This is a genomic window from Luteimonas sp. 8-5 (assembly GCF_029763755.1).
GTDB lineage: Bacteria > Pseudomonadota > Gammaproteobacteria > Xanthomonadales > Xanthomonadaceae > Cognatiluteimonas.
The window spans coordinates 1-13,492 of record NZ_JARUVM010000030.1; the positions used below are offsets into that span (position 1 = coordinate 1).

13 protein-coding genes are annotated in these 13,492 nt (G+C 70.2%); 8 read left to right on the forward strand and 5 right to left on the reverse strand.

Features of this window, described 5'->3' with window-relative positions:
• The 4 genes from QAA18_RS05150 to QAA18_RS05165 form a co-directional block, all read left to right on the forward strand.
• On the forward strand, positions 1–337 hold a 337-nt coding region (locus tag QAA18_RS05150; protein ID WP_279411582.1), incomplete at its 5' end, for a thiamine phosphate synthase.
• A gap of 10 nt (positions 338–347) precedes the next feature.
• Entirely contained in the window at positions 348–1,640 is a 1,293-nt protein-coding gene (gene hemL / locus QAA18_RS05155; RefSeq protein ID WP_279411584.1) for a glutamate-1-semialdehyde 2,1-aminomutase, read from the forward strand.
• On the forward strand, positions 1,637–2,272 hold the full coding sequence (locus QAA18_RS05160) for an HAD-IA family hydrolase (RefSeq protein ID WP_279411586.1): 636 nt from the start codon (positions 1,637–1,639) through the stop codon (positions 2,270–2,272). The genes hemL and QAA18_RS05160 overlap by 4 nt, the downstream gene beginning before the upstream one ends.
• A complete protein-coding gene (locus QAA18_RS05165) occupies positions 2,262–3,383 on the forward strand; it encodes a PLP-dependent aspartate aminotransferase family protein (protein WP_279411587.1) in 1,122 nt (373 codons plus the stop codon). The genes QAA18_RS05160 and QAA18_RS05165 overlap by 11 nt, the downstream gene beginning before the upstream one ends.
• A gap of 47 nt (positions 3,384–3,430) precedes the next feature.
• Here QAA18_RS05165 and QAA18_RS05170 read toward each other — a convergent pair whose 3' ends face one another.
• Positions 3,431–4,249: an NAD(P)-dependent oxidoreductase gene (locus QAA18_RS05170; protein WP_279411590.1), complete on the reverse strand. Its 819-nt coding sequence runs from the start codon at positions 4,247–4,249 to the stop codon at positions 3,431–3,433.
• Between the two features lie 34 nt (positions 4,250–4,283).
• On the opposite strand from QAA18_RS05170, the gene QAA18_RS05175 reads away from it, so the two are divergent.
• Entirely contained in the window at positions 4,284–6,269 is a 1,986-nt protein-coding gene (locus tag QAA18_RS05175; protein ID WP_279411593.1) for a bifunctional DedA family/phosphatase PAP2 family protein, read from the forward strand.
• Here the strand turns inward: QAA18_RS05175 and QAA18_RS05180 are convergent.
• From QAA18_RS05180 to QAA18_RS05190, 3 genes are read right to left on the reverse strand one after another with little or no spacing between them, the layout of a single operon-like run.
• Positions 6,266–6,844, reverse strand: a complete 579-nt coding sequence (locus QAA18_RS05180) for an LON peptidase substrate-binding domain-containing protein (protein ID WP_279411596.1) — start codon at positions 6,842–6,844, stop codon at positions 6,266–6,268. The genes QAA18_RS05175 and QAA18_RS05180 overlap by 4 nt on opposite strands.
• Positions 6,841–8,247, reverse strand: a complete 1,407-nt coding sequence (gene mpl, locus QAA18_RS05185; RefSeq protein WP_279411599.1) for a UDP-N-acetylmuramate:L-alanyl-gamma-D-glutamyl-meso-diaminopimelate ligase — start codon at positions 8,245–8,247, stop codon at positions 6,841–6,843. Before mpl ends, QAA18_RS05180 begins: the two co-directional genes overlap by 4 nt.
• A complete protein-coding gene (locus tag QAA18_RS05190; RefSeq protein WP_279411600.1) occupies positions 8,244–8,822 on the reverse strand; it encodes an adenylate kinase in 579 nt (192 codons plus the stop codon). Before QAA18_RS05190 ends, mpl begins: the two co-directional genes overlap by 4 nt.
• Positions 8,823–8,919: 97 nt before the next feature.
• Here QAA18_RS05190 and QAA18_RS05195 point away from each other — a divergent pair, with 97 nt between their 5' ends.
• On the forward strand, positions 8,920–10,185 hold the full coding sequence (locus QAA18_RS05195; RefSeq protein WP_279411601.1) for a 6-phosphofructokinase: 1,266 nt from the start codon (positions 8,920–8,922) through the stop codon (positions 10,183–10,185).
• On the opposite strand, the gene QAA18_RS05200 is transcribed toward QAA18_RS05195, so the two are convergent.
• The gene (locus QAA18_RS05200) at positions 10,140–10,658 is read right to left on the reverse strand and encodes a hypothetical protein (protein ID WP_279411603.1); all 519 of its coding nucleotides are present in this window, start codon (positions 10,656–10,658) and stop codon (positions 10,140–10,142) included. The two genes, QAA18_RS05195 and QAA18_RS05200, sit on opposite strands and share 46 nt — an antisense overlap.
• A 105-nt stretch (positions 10,659–10,763) precedes the next feature.
• Here QAA18_RS05200 and QAA18_RS05205 point away from each other — a divergent pair, with 105 nt between their 5' ends.
• Complete coding sequence (locus QAA18_RS05205) at positions 10,764–12,794, forward strand: sodium-translocating pyrophosphatase (RefSeq protein WP_279411605.1); 2,031 nt, start codon at positions 10,764–10,766, stop codon at positions 12,792–12,794.
• A 116-nt stretch (positions 12,795–12,910) separates the two neighbouring features.
• A complete protein-coding gene (gene ppa / locus QAA18_RS05210; protein ID WP_279411607.1) occupies positions 12,911–13,459 on the forward strand; it encodes an inorganic diphosphatase in 549 nt (182 codons plus the stop codon).
• The last annotated feature ends 33 nt before the right edge of the window (positions 13,460–13,492 follow it).

The window sequence follows — 13,492 nt, forward strand, 5'->3', positions numbered from 1 at the left end:
CGCGGCGCGCGCGCTACTGGGCGAAGGCGCGATCATCGGCGCCTCCTGCTACGACGACCTCGAGCGCGCGCGGGCGGCGGCCGTTGCGGGCGCCGACTACCTGGCGTTCGGTGCCTTCTTCCCCTCCTCGACCAAGCCCGGCGCACGCCACGCCGATGCGTCGCTGCTGCGCGAAGCGGCCCGTTTCGGCCTGCCGCTGGTGGCGATCGGCGGGATAACGCCGGACAATGGCGCCATCCCGATCGACGCCGGTGCCGACCTGCTCGCGGTGGTAGGTGCGGTGTTCGACGCGCCCGACCCGGTGGCGGCGGCCCGCGCCCTCTCCGCCCTCTTCTGAAGGACCCGTCATGCAATCCGACCGCTCGCACGCCCTGTTCACCCGCGCCCGCGAGCTGATGCCCGGTGGCGTGAACTCGCCGGTGCGCGCGTTCAAGTCGGTGGGCGGCGAGCCGTTCTTCGCGCAGCGCGCGGAAGGCGCGTTCCTGTTCGATGTCGACGGCAACCGTTACATCGACTACGTCGGTTCATGGGGGCCGATGCTTGCCGGCCACAACCATCCGGCGGTCCTGGAGGCCGTGCTGCGCACCGCGCGCGACGGGCTCAGCTTCGGCGTGCCCAACCCGCTGGAAGTGACGATGGCCGAAACCATCGCGCGCCTGGTGCCGTCGTGCGAGATGGTGCGCATGGTCAATTCCGGTACCGAGGCGACGCTGTCCGCGATCCGGCTCGCACGCGGCGCCACCGGGCGCACGCGCATCGTCAAGTTCGAAGGCTGCTACCACGGCCACGGCGACAGCTTCCTGGTCAAGGCCGGCAGCGGCGCGCTGACCTTCGGCGTGCCGACCTCGCCGGGCGTGCCCAAGGCGCTGGCCGACCTCACCCTGACCCTGCCCTACAACGACTTCGACGCGGCAACCGCATTGTTCGACGAATGCGGCAGCGACATCGCCTGCCTGATCATCGAGCCGGTGGTCGGCAACGCCAACTGCCTGCCGCCGCGCGAAGGCTACCTGCAACACCTGCGCGAACTGTGCACGAAGCATGGCGCGCTGCTGGTGTTCGACGAAGTGATGACCGGCTTCCGGGTCGCACTCGGCGGCGCACAGGCCCGCTATGGCGTGCGTCCCGACCTGAGCACCTTCGGCAAGGTCATCGGCGGCGGCATGCCGGTGGGCGCCTATGGCGGACGCCGCGCCCTCATGGAACAGGTCTCGCCTGCAGGGCCGATCTACCAGGCCGGCACCCTCAGCGGCAATCCGGTGGCGATGGCGGCCGGCCTGGCGATGCTGGAACTGATCCAGGCGCCCGGCTTCCACGAGGCGCTCGAGGCGAAGTCCAACGCCCTGTGCGACGGTCTCGAGGCGGCGGCACGCGACGCCGGCATCGCGTTCACCACCAATCGCGTCGGCGGCATGTTCGGCCTGTTCTTCAGCAGCGAAGCGAAGGTCGACACCTACGCCCAGGCGATGGCCTGCGACAGCGCCGCGTTCAACCGTTTCTTCCACGCGATGCTCGAGCGCGGCGTCTACCTGGCACCCTCGGCATTCGAGGCCGGCTTCGTTTCCAGCGCGCATGGCGACGCGGAGATCGCGGCGACCATCGAGGCCGCGCGCGAAGCCTTCCGGGTCGCGAAGGCGTGAGCGCCGAGCCGGCCGTCGTCCTGTTCGACCTGGACGGCGTGCTGGCGCACTACAGCCACGCGCCGCGGCTCGCCCACCTGGCGCAGTGCAGCGGGCGGACGGTGGACGAGGTGGCGCAGGCGCTGTTCGGATCCGGCCTGGAACACGATGCGGACCTGGGCCTGCACGATGCCGCCGGCCAGGTCGCCGAGTTCTCGCGGCGGCTCCAGGCGCCGGTCGGCCTGGACGACTGCATCGAGGCCCGGCGCCTGTCGATGCAGGCCGACACGGCCATGCTCGCGCTTGCCGCGCAACTCGCCAACCGCGCCCGCGTCGCGATCCTGACCAACAACAACCTCCTGCTGCGCGACCACCTGCCGCGCATCTGCCCGGAGCTGTTCCCGCTGTTCGAAGGCCGGGTGTTCTGCTCGGCGCAGTTCCGCCTGGCCAAGCCCGACCCGGCGATCTTCCATGCCTGCCTGGCCGCACTCGGCGCCTCGCCCGGCGAAGTGCTGTTCATCGACGACAAGGCGGCCAACGCGGACGGTGCGTACCGCGCCGGCCTGCATTCGCACCATTACCGTGACCTGCCGACACTGCGCGCGCACCTGCGCCAGTTCGGCCTCGACGAGGAAGCAAACGATGCGACTTGAAACCCTGGCGGTGCATGCGGGCGCAGAAACGGATCCGGAAACCGGCGCCGTGGCGCCGCCGATCCATTTGTCCACGACCTTCCGGCACGGGCCCGCCGCCGAACGCATCGCCGGCTACGAGTACCAGCGCGAAGGCAACCCGACCCAGGACCGCCTGGAAACCGCGCTCGCCGCGCTCGAAGGCGGCGAGGCGGCCCTGGTGTTCGCTTCGGGCATGGCCGCGATCGCCGGCCTGCTGGAAACCCTGCCCGGCGGTTCCCGCGTGCTGTTGCCCGACGATTGCTACAGCGGGCTGCGCTACCTCGCCAACGAGTTCCTGCCGCAGCGCGGCGTGGCCGCCGATTTCATCGACATGGCCGACATCGCCGGCGTCGAGGCAGCGTTCTCCCGGCCGGCGACGCTGCTGTGGCTGGAAACGCCGTCCAATCCGCTGATGAAGGTCTGCGACATCGCCGCACTGGCACGACTGGCGCATGCCAACGGCGCGCTGGTCGCCGTCGACAACACGTTCGCCACGCCGGTGCTGCAGCAGCCCCTGGCGCTGGGCGCGGACGTGGTGATGCATTCGACCACCAAGTATCTCGGCGGCCACAGCGACGTGCTCGGCGGCGCGCTGGTGTTCGCAAGGCGCGACGACAACCACGCAGCGGCCATGCACCGCCGCCATATCGCCGGCGCGGTGCTGTCGCCGTTCAGCGCCTGGCTGCTGTTGCGCGGCTGCCGTTCGCTGGCCGCGCGCATGGCCATGCACTGCGCCAGCGCGCGCACGCTGGCGGAATTCCTGTCCGCGCATCCGGCGATCCTGCAGGTGAACTGGCCGGGCCTGCCGGGCCATCCCGGCCATGCGGTGGCCACGGCGCAGATGCGCGACTACGGCGCGATGCTCAGCGTGCGCGTGCGCGGCGGCCGAGAGGCCGCGCTGTCGGTGGCGTCGAAGCTGCGCCTGTTCACCAACGCCACGTCGCTGGGCGGCTGCGAATCGCTGGTCGAACACCGCGCGTCGGTCGAGGGCCCGAACCCGGTGTCGCCCCAGGACCTACTGCGCATCTCCGTCGGCCTGGAACATTCCGACGACCTGGTCGCAGACTGGAGCCAGGCGCTGGCGTCGTAGGAGCGGCGGAAGCCGCGACCGGGATCGCGGCTTCCGCCGCTCCTACTTCAATCCAGGAACAGATCGGGCAGCAACGGCTTGCCGGGTTGCACCGCGTAAATCGAGAGGTCGGTGACGCCCGCCTCGCGCAGCACGTCCTCGTCGACCAGGAACCGGCCGGAAAAGCCCTTCGCTTCCCGCACCAGGATGGCGTGCGCCGCATCGGCAACGATCTCCGGCTTGCGGCAGTTGGCCGAGTCCACGCCGGGGATCATGTTGATCGCGTCGGTGGCGATCACGGTGCGCGGCCACAGCGCATTGATCGCCACGCCCTTGCGCCCGAACTCCGCGGCGAGGCCCAGGGTGACGAAGCTCATGCCCATCTTGGCCAGGGTATAGCCGGTATGGGGGCCCCACCACTTCGGGTCGAGCGAGGGCGGCGGCGCCAGGGTCAGGATGTGCGGGTTGGGCGCCTGCAACAGGAACGGCAGGCAGGCCTGCGCGCAGACGAAGCTGCCGCGCGCGTTGACCTGCTGCATCAGGTCGAAGCGTTTCATCGGCGTGTCCAGGGTGCCGCGCAGCCAGATCGCGCTGGCGTTGTTGACCAGGATGTCGACGCCGCCGAAGGCGTCGGCGGTCGCCGCGACCGCGGCCTGCACGGCCTCCTCGTCGCGGATGTCGCACTTGAGCGCAAGTGCCCTGCCGCCCGCGGCCTCGACTTCGGCAGCAACGCTGTGGATGGTGCCCGGGAGCTTGGGATTGGCCACGTCGGACTTGGCCGCGATCGCCACGTTGGCGCCGTCGGCCGCGGCGCGCAATGCGATCGCGCGGCCGATGCCGCGCGAGGCGCCGGTGATGAAAAGGGTCTTGCCGGCCAGGGTCGTCATGGTGCTCCTCCGTTCGGGCAAGCATAATCCACCGATGCCCAGCGCGTGGTTCGACAACATCGTTGCCTGGATCGGCGCGCATCCCGTGGCGGCCGGCGGCCTGATCTTCCTGATCGCCTTCTGCGACGCCCTGGCCGTGGTCGGCATCGTGGTGCCGGCGCTGCCGTTGTTGTTCGCCGTCGGTGCGCTGGTCGGCCTGGGCCATGTATCGGGCCCGTATGCGCTGGTGTGCGCCGCGCTCGGCGCGCTGGCCGGCGATGCGTTGAGCTTCTGGATCGGCCGCAAGTGGGGGCCGCAGCTGCGCGAGCACTGGCCGTTCCGGCGCTATCCGCAATTGCTCGATCGCGGCGAGGCCCTGTTCCGCAAGCACGGCGCAAAGAGCCTGCTGATCGCACGCTATGTCGGCGCCGTGCGGCCGTTCGTGCCGGCGGTGGCCGGCATGCTGCGGATGCCGTTGAAGCGCTACCTGCCGCCGAGCCTGTTTGCCGCGTTCACCTGGGCCGCGGTGTTCCTGGCGCCGGGCTGGATCTTTGGCGCCTCCTACGATGCCGTGGCCGCGGTGGCCGACCGCCTCGCGCTGGTGTTGCTGGCGATGCTGGCGGTGCTGGTGCTGGTGTGGTCGGGCGTGCTGTACAGCTGGCGCTGGTTCGCCGGCCACGCCGACACCTTGCTTGCGCGCGCCCTGCGCTGGTCGCGCGCGCATCCACGGCTGGGACGCTACGCGCAGGCGCTGATCGATCCGAACCGGCCGGAATCGGCATCGCTGGCGCTGCTGGCCGCGTGCCTGCTCGCCATCGGCTGGGCCTGGTTCGCGCTGCTGGCAGTGGTGCTGGCGCGGGGCGGCCCGTTGCGCCTGGACCAGAGCGTGTATTCGGCTATGGCGTCGCTGCGCAATCCGCTGGCGGACCGGCTCATGGCCGCGCTGGCGACGCTGGGCGATGCGCAGGTGTTGCTGCCTGCATCGGGCATGGCCCTGGCCTGGCTGCTGTGGCGCCGGCGCTGGATCGCCGCTGCCCACTGGCTCGGCGCCCTCGCATTCGGCCTGGCCCTGACCGCAGTCCTGGATGCGTGGGTGGCGATGCCCGGCCCGCCCGGTGCGCCCGCCGGGTTCGGCTTCCCGTCGATCGCGGTGACGATGTCGACGATCACCCTGGGCTTCTTCGCGGTGCTGGTCGCGCGCGCCCTTCCCGGCCGTCGCCGGGTGTGGCCGTACATCGTCGGCGGCGCGGTGGTGGCGATGATCGGCTTCGCGCGCCTGTACCTGGGCGCGCACTGGCTCAGCGACGTGGTGGGCGGCGCACTGCTGGGCATCGTCTGGCTGCTGATCCTGGGCATCGCCTATCGCAGCCACGTCTCGCGCACGCTGTACATGCGACCGTTGGCGATCGCCTTCTACGGCACTTTCGCCCTGGTCGGCGCCTGGCACGCCACGCATGCCGCCGACGACCTGATGGCGCGTTTCGCGGCCCCACCGGCAACGGCCACGATCGACGCTGGCGAGTGGTGGCAGGGCAGCGCCTGGCTGGCGCTGCCCGCGCAACGCAACGAACGCGACGCCGGCCGGCGCTGGCCGCTGGACCTGCAGGTGGCCGGTACCCTGCAGCCGCTGCGCGAAGCACTGCAGGCGCAGGGCTGGCACGAACAACCGCAGGCGGACTGGATCGCGACGCTGGGCCTGCTCGACGACGACGTGCCGGCGGCACGGCAACCGGTGTTGCCGGCCACGCTCGATGCAGAAGCCGAGGTGCTGTTGCTGCGGCGCCCGACGGCGTCGCCCGACCAGGTGCTGGTGTTGCGCCTGTGGCGCGCACCGGCGCACCTGGACGACGGCACGCCGCTGTGGCTGGGTACCGCGCAGGTCATGCAGCACACGCGGCCGTTCGATCTGTTCGCGCTATGGCAACCCGCAGCCGACCATGGCATGGCGCACGCAGCGGTACGCGAGGCCTTGCGCGGCCTCGCCACCCGCAAGGCGCAGCGCGGCGACCAGGAAGTCATCCGGGTCGACCTGCGGCCCTAGTCCGAGATCCACTCCAGCAACGACTGCAGGCGCGCATGCGGATCGTCCTCCTGCAGCAGCGACTGGCGCTGCAGGTTGGACAGCGGCACCAGTTCGCACAACCGCCAACCCACCCAGGCCGCGTCGTCGAGCTGCGCGGGGCCGGCATCGACGCGCGCATCGCCGATCTGCTCGAGGATCCGCTGCAGCAGCGTCCCCAGCATCGCGTGTTCGGGCCGCAGCTCCTCGTCGGGATCGGGATCGCGCCATTCCACTTCACCGACCACCAGCCCGTTGTCGCGCACCCGGGTGCGCTGCACATGGAAGCGGCGATGCCCGCGTACCCGCAGGGTCAGCAGGCCACGGTCGTCGGTGCCGAAATCCTCGATCCTGGCTTCGGTGCCGAACGCGGCGGGCGTGGCCGCGGCGCCGGCTTCCTCGCCTTCGATGATCATGCACACGCCGAAGCCGTTGCCTTCGCGCCCGCACTCGCGCACCAGGTCAAGGTAACGCGGTTCGAACACGCGGAGCTCGAGCAGCGCTCCCGGCACCAGCACCGCATGCAACGGGAACAGTCCGAGCGCCTGCGTGTTCATGGCTCCAGTGCGGCAAGGAAGCGCCGCGGTGCGGCATCGAAGCCGCCGTTGGACATGAACACGACGTGGTCGCCCGGGCGCACCAGCCCGCGGAGGGTGGCGACCAGCGCCTCGACATCGGCGACGGCACGGCCTTCGCCACGCAGCGCCGACACCACCGCGCCGGCGTCCCATGCCAGGCCCGGGCGATGCAGGAACACGACCGCGTCGGCCAGGTCCAGCGACGGCGCCAACGCATCGGCGTGCGCGCCCATGCGCATCGAATTGCTGCGCGGCTCCATCGCCACCACGATGCGCGCGTCGCCGACCCTGGCGCGAAGACCGGCCAGGGTGGTCGCGATGGCGGTGGGATGGTGGGCGAAGTCGTCGTAGACGGCGATGCCGTCGCGCTCGCCTACCAGCTCCATGCGCCGCTTGACGCTGCGGAACGCGGCGAGCGACGGCAGCACGCCCGCGACGTCTACGCCGATCGCATTCGCGGCTGCCAGTGCCGCCAGCGCGTTCATCACGTTGTGGCGTCCGAGCAGCGGCCAGTGCGACTGGCCCAGTTCGCGCCCGTGGTGGATCACGGTGAACACGCTGCCGTCGGCGGCATCCAGGCGCGCCTGCCAGTCGAGTCGGCCCCCGTCAGCGCACTGGCCATCGATCCCGAAACGCTCCACCGGCGTCCAGCAGCCCATGGCCAGCACTTCGGCCAGGCGCGGATCCTCGCCGTTCACGACCAGGCGCCCGCGCCCCGGCACGGTCCGCACCAGGTGGTGGAACTGGCGCTGGATCGCGGCCACGTCCGGGAAGATGTCGGCGTGGTCGTACTCGAGGTTGTTGAGGATCGCCACCAGCGGCCGGTAGTGGACGAACTTGCTGCGCTTGTCGAAGAAGGCGGTGTCGTACTCGTCGGCTTCCACTACGAAGGGGGGACGGGAGACGGGAGACGGGAGACGGGAGACAGGGCCGCCGAGTCTGGCGGAGACGCCGAAGTCCTCGGCGACGCCGCCAATGAGGAAGCCGGGGTGGAGGCCGGCGGCTTCGAGGAGGTAGGCGAGGATAGTGGTGGTGGTGGTCTTGCCGTGGGTGCCGGCGACGGCGAGCACGTCGCGGCCGGGCAGCACGTTGTCGCGCAGCCACTCGGCGCCGGAGGTGTAGGCGCGGCCCGAGTCGAGCACGGCCTCGACGGCGGGGTTGCCGCGCGAGAGCGCGTTGCCGACCACGACCGTGTCGCAGTCGGGCGAGATGTGTTCCGGCAAGTAGCCCTGTTGCAGGGAGATGCCCAGCCGTTCCAGCTGGGTAGACATCGGCGGGTAGACGGCCTGGTCGCTGCCTTCAACCTCGTGGCCGAGTTCACGCGCCAGCGCGGCCACGCCGCCCATGAAGGTGCCGGCGATGCCGAGGATGTGCAGCTTCATCCGACTGCTGGCGCGGGATCGATCGCTTCCAGGATGCGGGTGAAGACTTCGTCCAGCGAGCCGACGCCGTCGACGACGGTGAGCTGTGCGTGCTGGCGGTAGAACTCCACCACCGGCGCGGTCTGGTTTTCGTAGACCTGCAGGCGCTTGCGCACCGCGTCGGGCGCGTCGTCGGCGCGGCCCTCGGCCTTGGCACGGCCGGCGATGCGCTCGACCAGCAGTTCCTGCGGCACCTCGAGCTGCACCGCATAGTCCATCGGCTGGCCGATGCGCTGCAGCAGCCCGTCGAGCGCGTCGGCCTGGGCCAGGTTGCGCGGGTAGCCGTCGAGGATGAAGCCGCCCCTGGTGTCGGGACGCGAGAAGCGGTCCTCGAGCATGCCCAGCAGGATCTCGTCGGAAACGAGTTCGCCGCGCGCCATCACTTCCTTCGCGGCCAGGCCGAGCTTGCTGCCCGCCGCCACTTCGGCGCGCAGCAGGTCGCCGGTCGAGATGTGGGGCACCTGGAGGTGCTCCTTCAACCGTGCCGCCTGCGTTCCCTTGCCGGAGCCCGGCGCGCCCAACAGAACCAATCGCATCAGCCACTTACTCCCGAAGCTTTCCATTGCGTCCGCATCGCGGGGCGGCGCTAGACTGCCACTTTAACCCATACCCCCCGCCCCACAGGAACCCTCCATGCCGTCCGGGACCCTGCTTTACGCCCAGTCGGGCGGCGTTACCGCCGTCATCAACGCCACCGCCGCCGCCGTCATCGAGGCCGCCCGTGCGCGCAAGGTCAGGGTCCTGGCCGCGCGCAACGGGATCCTGGGCGCGCTGCGCGAGGAACTCATCGATACCTCGAAGGCGCCAGTCGCCGCGATCCGCGCCCTGGCCCACACCCCCGGCGGCGCCTTCGGTTCGTGCCGGGTCAAGCTCAAGTCGCTGGAGCAGGACCGGGCGCGCTACGAACGACTGATCGAGGTGCTGCGCGCCCACGACGTGCGCTGGTTCCTCTACAACGGCGGCAACGATTCGGCCGACACCGCGCTCAAGCTCTCGCGGCTGGCGGCGGAGTTCGACTACCCGCTGACCTGCATCGGTGTACCCAAGACGGTGGACAACGACCTCGCCGTCACCGACTGCTGCCCGGGCTTCGGCTCGGCCGCCAAGTACACGGCGGTGTCGGTGCGGGAGGCGGCACTGGATGTGGCGGCGATGGCCGAAACCTCTACCAGGGTGTTCGTGTACGAGGCGATGGGCCGGCACGCCGGCTGGCTGGCTGCCGCCGCGGGGCTGGCCGCACAGTCCGCCGACGAGGCGCCGCAGGTCATCCTGTTCCCGGAGCGTGCCTACGACGAGGCGGCGTTCCTGGCCCGGGTGCAGCAGGTGGTCGACAGGGTCGGCTGGTGCGTCGTCGTCGCCAGCGAAGGCATCCGCGACGCCGAAGGGCGCTTCGTCGCCGATGCCGGCGCGGGCAAGGACGCATTCGGGCACACCCAGCTCGGCGGCGTCGCCGCGCATCTTGCCCACCGCGTGCACGATGCGCTCGGCCTCAAGACGCATTACGCCCTTCCCGACTACCTGCAGCGCTCGGCCAGGCACATCGCATCGAAGACCGACTTCGAGCAGGCCCAGGCGGTCGGGCGCAAGGCGGTCGAGTTCGCGCTGGCGGGCAGGAACGCGACCATGCCGGTGATCGTGCGCACCTCGGACGCGCCCTACCGCTGGAAGATCGAAGCCGCACCCCTGGAGAAGATCGCCAACCGGGAAAAGAAGATGCCGGCGAACTTCATCCGCCGCGACGGCTTCGGCATCACCGCCGCCGCACGCCGCTACCTGCAACCCTTGATCCGCGGCGAAGCGTATCCGCCGTACGGGCGCGACGGATTGCCCGCGTACGCAACGCTGCGCAATGCTCAGGTGCCGCAGCGCTTGCCTTCGATGCGCATCGAGACCGCATAGGCCGGGACCGCACCGAGCTTGCCGGCCTCGGCCTTGCGCTTCGCATCCTCGAGGTAGACCCGGGCCTTGCCCTGGGCATCGAGCGAGGGCGACGCGGTCGCCGCCGGGCGACGCCAGACCTCCACCAGCGCTGCCAGCGACGGACAGTCGGCGCTGGGCACGCGGATGCGGTCGTTGAACAGCCAGCCGTCCTGCGCGGACGGCTTGGCGCGCGCCGCGTCGAGCAGCCGCGCCCGCGGCTGGCACGCCGCGCTGGTGCGCACCACCGCGAACCGGTAAGGCTCGGCCGGGTCGCTGCTGAATTGGCCTTGCAAGCGCGCGCACGCTTCCGGAATGGTGCGCAAGGCGTGCAGGGCACCGGTTTGCTGCGGCGCAACAGGCTCGCGCTCGATTTCGGGAACGGGGTCGGCGGCGGCCGCTGCCAGGGGCAGCACCAGCGCGCCGGCGAACAGCAGGGAGGATAATCGGTGCATCGGCGGCTCCGTCGTCAGGCTTTGCGCGAAGGCTGTCACGGGCCGGCTGAACGCCGCCGTCATCTATGCCATAGTCGGCCGGGTTTCCACTCTGGGGAGGGGTTCATGCTGCAGCAGTACGGTCTTGTCCTGGCGCTCGGTTGCGCCGTCATCGCGATTCTCTACGGAATCATCTCGGCGCGCTGGATCGGCGCCCAACCCGCCGGCAACGAACGCATGCAACAGATCGCGGCGGCGATCCAGGAAGGCGCGCGCGCCTACCTCAACCGCCAGTACACGACGATCGCGATCGCCGGCGTGGCACTGTTCGTCCTGGTGGGCTTCGCGCTGAGCTGGCACACGGCGATCGGCTTCCTGATCGGCGCGGTGCTGTCCGGCGCCGCCGGCTACATCGGCATGAACGTTTCGGTGCGCGCCAACGTGCGCACCGCGGAAGCGGCACGCAAGGGCATGGGCGCGGCCATGGACGTCGCGTTCCGCGGCGGCGCCATCACCGGCATGCTGGTGGTGGGCCTGGGCCTGCTCGGCGTGGCCGGCTACTACCTGGTCCTGACGGACATGATGGGCGTCACCGGCGAGGCCGCGCTGCACGCGCTGGTCGGCCTGGCGTTCGGCTCGTCGCTGATCTCGATCTTCGCGCGCCTGGGCGGCGGCATCTTCACCAAGGGCGCCGACGTCGGCGCGGACCTGGTGGGCAAGGTCGAGGCCGGCATTCCCGAGGACGACCCGCGCAACCCGGCGGTGATCGCCGACAACGTCGGCGACAACGTCGGCGACTGCGCCGGCATGGCCGCGGACCTGTTCGAGACCTATGCGGTCACCATCATCGCCACCATGCTGCTGGGCGGGCTGATGGTCGCCGAGGCCGGCAGCAACGGCGTGCTGTACCCGCTGGTGCTGGGCGGCGTGTCGATCATCGCCTCGATCATCGGTGCGATGTTCGTCAAGGTGAAGGCAGGCGGGTCCATCATGGGCGCCCTGTACAAGGGCGTGATCGTGTCGGCGGTGCTGGCCGCGATTGCGTTCTACCCGATCACCACCGCGCTGATGGGCGACTCGGTCTACGGCGCGATGAACCTGTACTGGTGCGCGCTGATCGGCCTGGTCCTGACCGGCGCCATCGTCTGGATCACCGAGTACTACACCGGCACCCAGTACGCGCCGGTGCGGCACATCGCGTCGGCGTCGACCACGGGCCATGGCACCAACATCATCGCCGGCCTGGGCATCTCGATGAAGTCCACGGCCATGCCGGTGATCGCGGTGTGCATCGCGATCTGGGGCGCGCACGCGCTCGGCGGGCTGTACGGCATCGCCATCGCGGCGACCGCGATGCTGTCGATGGCCGGCATGATCGTGGCGCTGGACGCCTATGGCCCGATCACCGACAACGCCGGCGGCATCGCGGAGATGGCGGAGCTGCCGCCGGAGATCCGCGACATCACCGATCCGCTGGACGCGGTGGGCAACACCACCAAGGCCGTGACCAAGGGTTACGCCATCGGTTCGGCCGCGCTGGCCGCGCTGGTGCTGTTCGCCGACTACACCCACAACCTGCAGGCCAACAACCCGGGCGAAGTGTTCACCTTCGACCTGTCCGACCACATGGTGATCATCGGCCTGCTGATCGGCGGCCTGATCCCCTACCTGTTCGGCGCGATGGCGATGGAAGCCGTGGGCCGTGCCGCGGGCGCGGTGGTGGAGGAAGTGCGCCGCCAGTTCCGCGAGATCAAGGGGATCATGGAGGGCACCGGCAAGCCGGACTACTCCCGCGCCGTGGACATGCTGACCAGGTCCGCGATCAAGGAAATGATCGTGCCCTCGCTGCTTCCCGTCGCGGTGCCGGTGATCGTCGGCCTGCTGCTGGGCCCGAAGGCGCTGGGCGGCCTGCTGATCGGCACCATCGTCACCGGCCTGTTCGTGGCCATCTCGATGACCACCGGCGGCGGCGCCTGGGACAACGCCAAGAAGTACATCGAGGACGGCAACTTCGGCGGCAAGGGCTCCGAGGCGCACAAGGCCGCGGTGACCGGCGACACCGTCGGCGATCCCTACAAGGACACCGCCGGCCCGGCCATCAACCCGCTGATCAAGATCATCAACATCGTGGCCCTGCTGCTGGTCCCGCTGTTGTAGGAGCGGCGGCAGCCGCGACCCCGGAAACGGCGGCCCCAGGGCCGCCGTCTTCGTTTGCTGCACCGCAGCGCGTAGAATATGCGCCCCCACCGCAGCACCCGGAGCACCCCACCCCCATGGGCCTGGACCTCGTCCCCACCGGCGCCAATCCGCCGCACGAAATCAACGTCGTCATCGAGATCCCGAAGGACGCCGAACCGGTCAAGTACGAGGTCGACAAGGCCTCGGGCGCGATCTTCGTCGACCGCATCCTCTCCACGCCCATGCGCTACCCGTGCAACTACGGCTACGTGCCGTACACGGTCTGCGGCGACGGCGACCCGGCCGACGTGCTGGTGATCCTGCCCCTGCCGCTGATCCCCGGCTCGGTGATCCGCTGCCGCCCGGTGGGCGTGCTGAAGATGAGCGACGAAGCCGGCAGCGACGAGAAGATCCTCGCGGTCCCGGTCGACAAGGTGTTCGCCGGCTACACCCATATCGACGACATCGCCAGGGTCAGCCCGCACTGGCTGCAGCGCATCGGCCACTTCTTCGAGCACTACAAGGACCTCGAGGACGGCAAGTGGGTCAAGCTCGACGGCTGGGGCGACGCGGCCGAAGCGCGCGCGATCCTCGTCGACGCGATGGATCGCTACAAGGCCAGCGACGACAAGCCGAAGTTCTAATTTCCGGCACCGGCCGCTACGCACAAGAAAAGC

Coding starts and splice junctions, on each gene's coding strand:
- hemL (WP_279411584.1), top strand. CDS start 348: ATGCAATCCGACCGCTCGCACGCCCTGTTCACCCGCGCCCGCGAGCTG.
- QAA18_RS05165 (WP_279411587.1), top strand. CDS start 2,262: ATGCGACTTGAAACCCTGGCGGTGCATGCGGGCGCAGAAACGGATCCG.
- QAA18_RS05170 (WP_279411590.1), bottom strand. CDS start 4,249: ATGACGACCCTGGCCGGCAAGACCCTTTTCATCACCGGCGCCTCGCGC.
- QAA18_RS05175 (WP_279411593.1), top strand. CDS start 4,284: ATGCCCAGCGCGTGGTTCGACAACATCGTTGCCTGGATCGGCGCGCAT.
- mpl (WP_279411599.1), bottom strand. CDS start 8,247: ATGAAGCTGCACATCCTCGGCATCGCCGGCACCTTCATGGGCGGCGTG.
- QAA18_RS05205 (WP_279411605.1), top strand. CDS start 10,764: ATGCTGCAGCAGTACGGTCTTGTCCTGGCGCTCGGTTGCGCCGTCATC.
- QAA18_RS05200 (WP_279411603.1), bottom strand. CDS start 10,658: ATGCACCGATTATCCTCCCTGCTGTTCGCCGGCGCGCTGGTGCTGCCC.
- QAA18_RS05180 (WP_279411596.1), bottom strand. CDS start 6,844: ATGAACACGCAGGCGCTCGGACTGTTCCCGTTGCATGCGGTGCTGGTG.
- QAA18_RS05195 (WP_279411601.1), top strand. CDS start 8,920: ATGCCGTCCGGGACCCTGCTTTACGCCCAGTCGGGCGGCGTTACCGCC.
- ppa (WP_279411607.1), top strand. CDS start 12,911: ATGGGCCTGGACCTCGTCCCCACCGGCGCCAATCCGCCGCACGAAATC.
- QAA18_RS05190 (WP_279411600.1), bottom strand. CDS start 8,822: ATGCGATTGGTTCTGTTGGGCGCGCCGGGCTCCGGCAAGGGAACGCAG.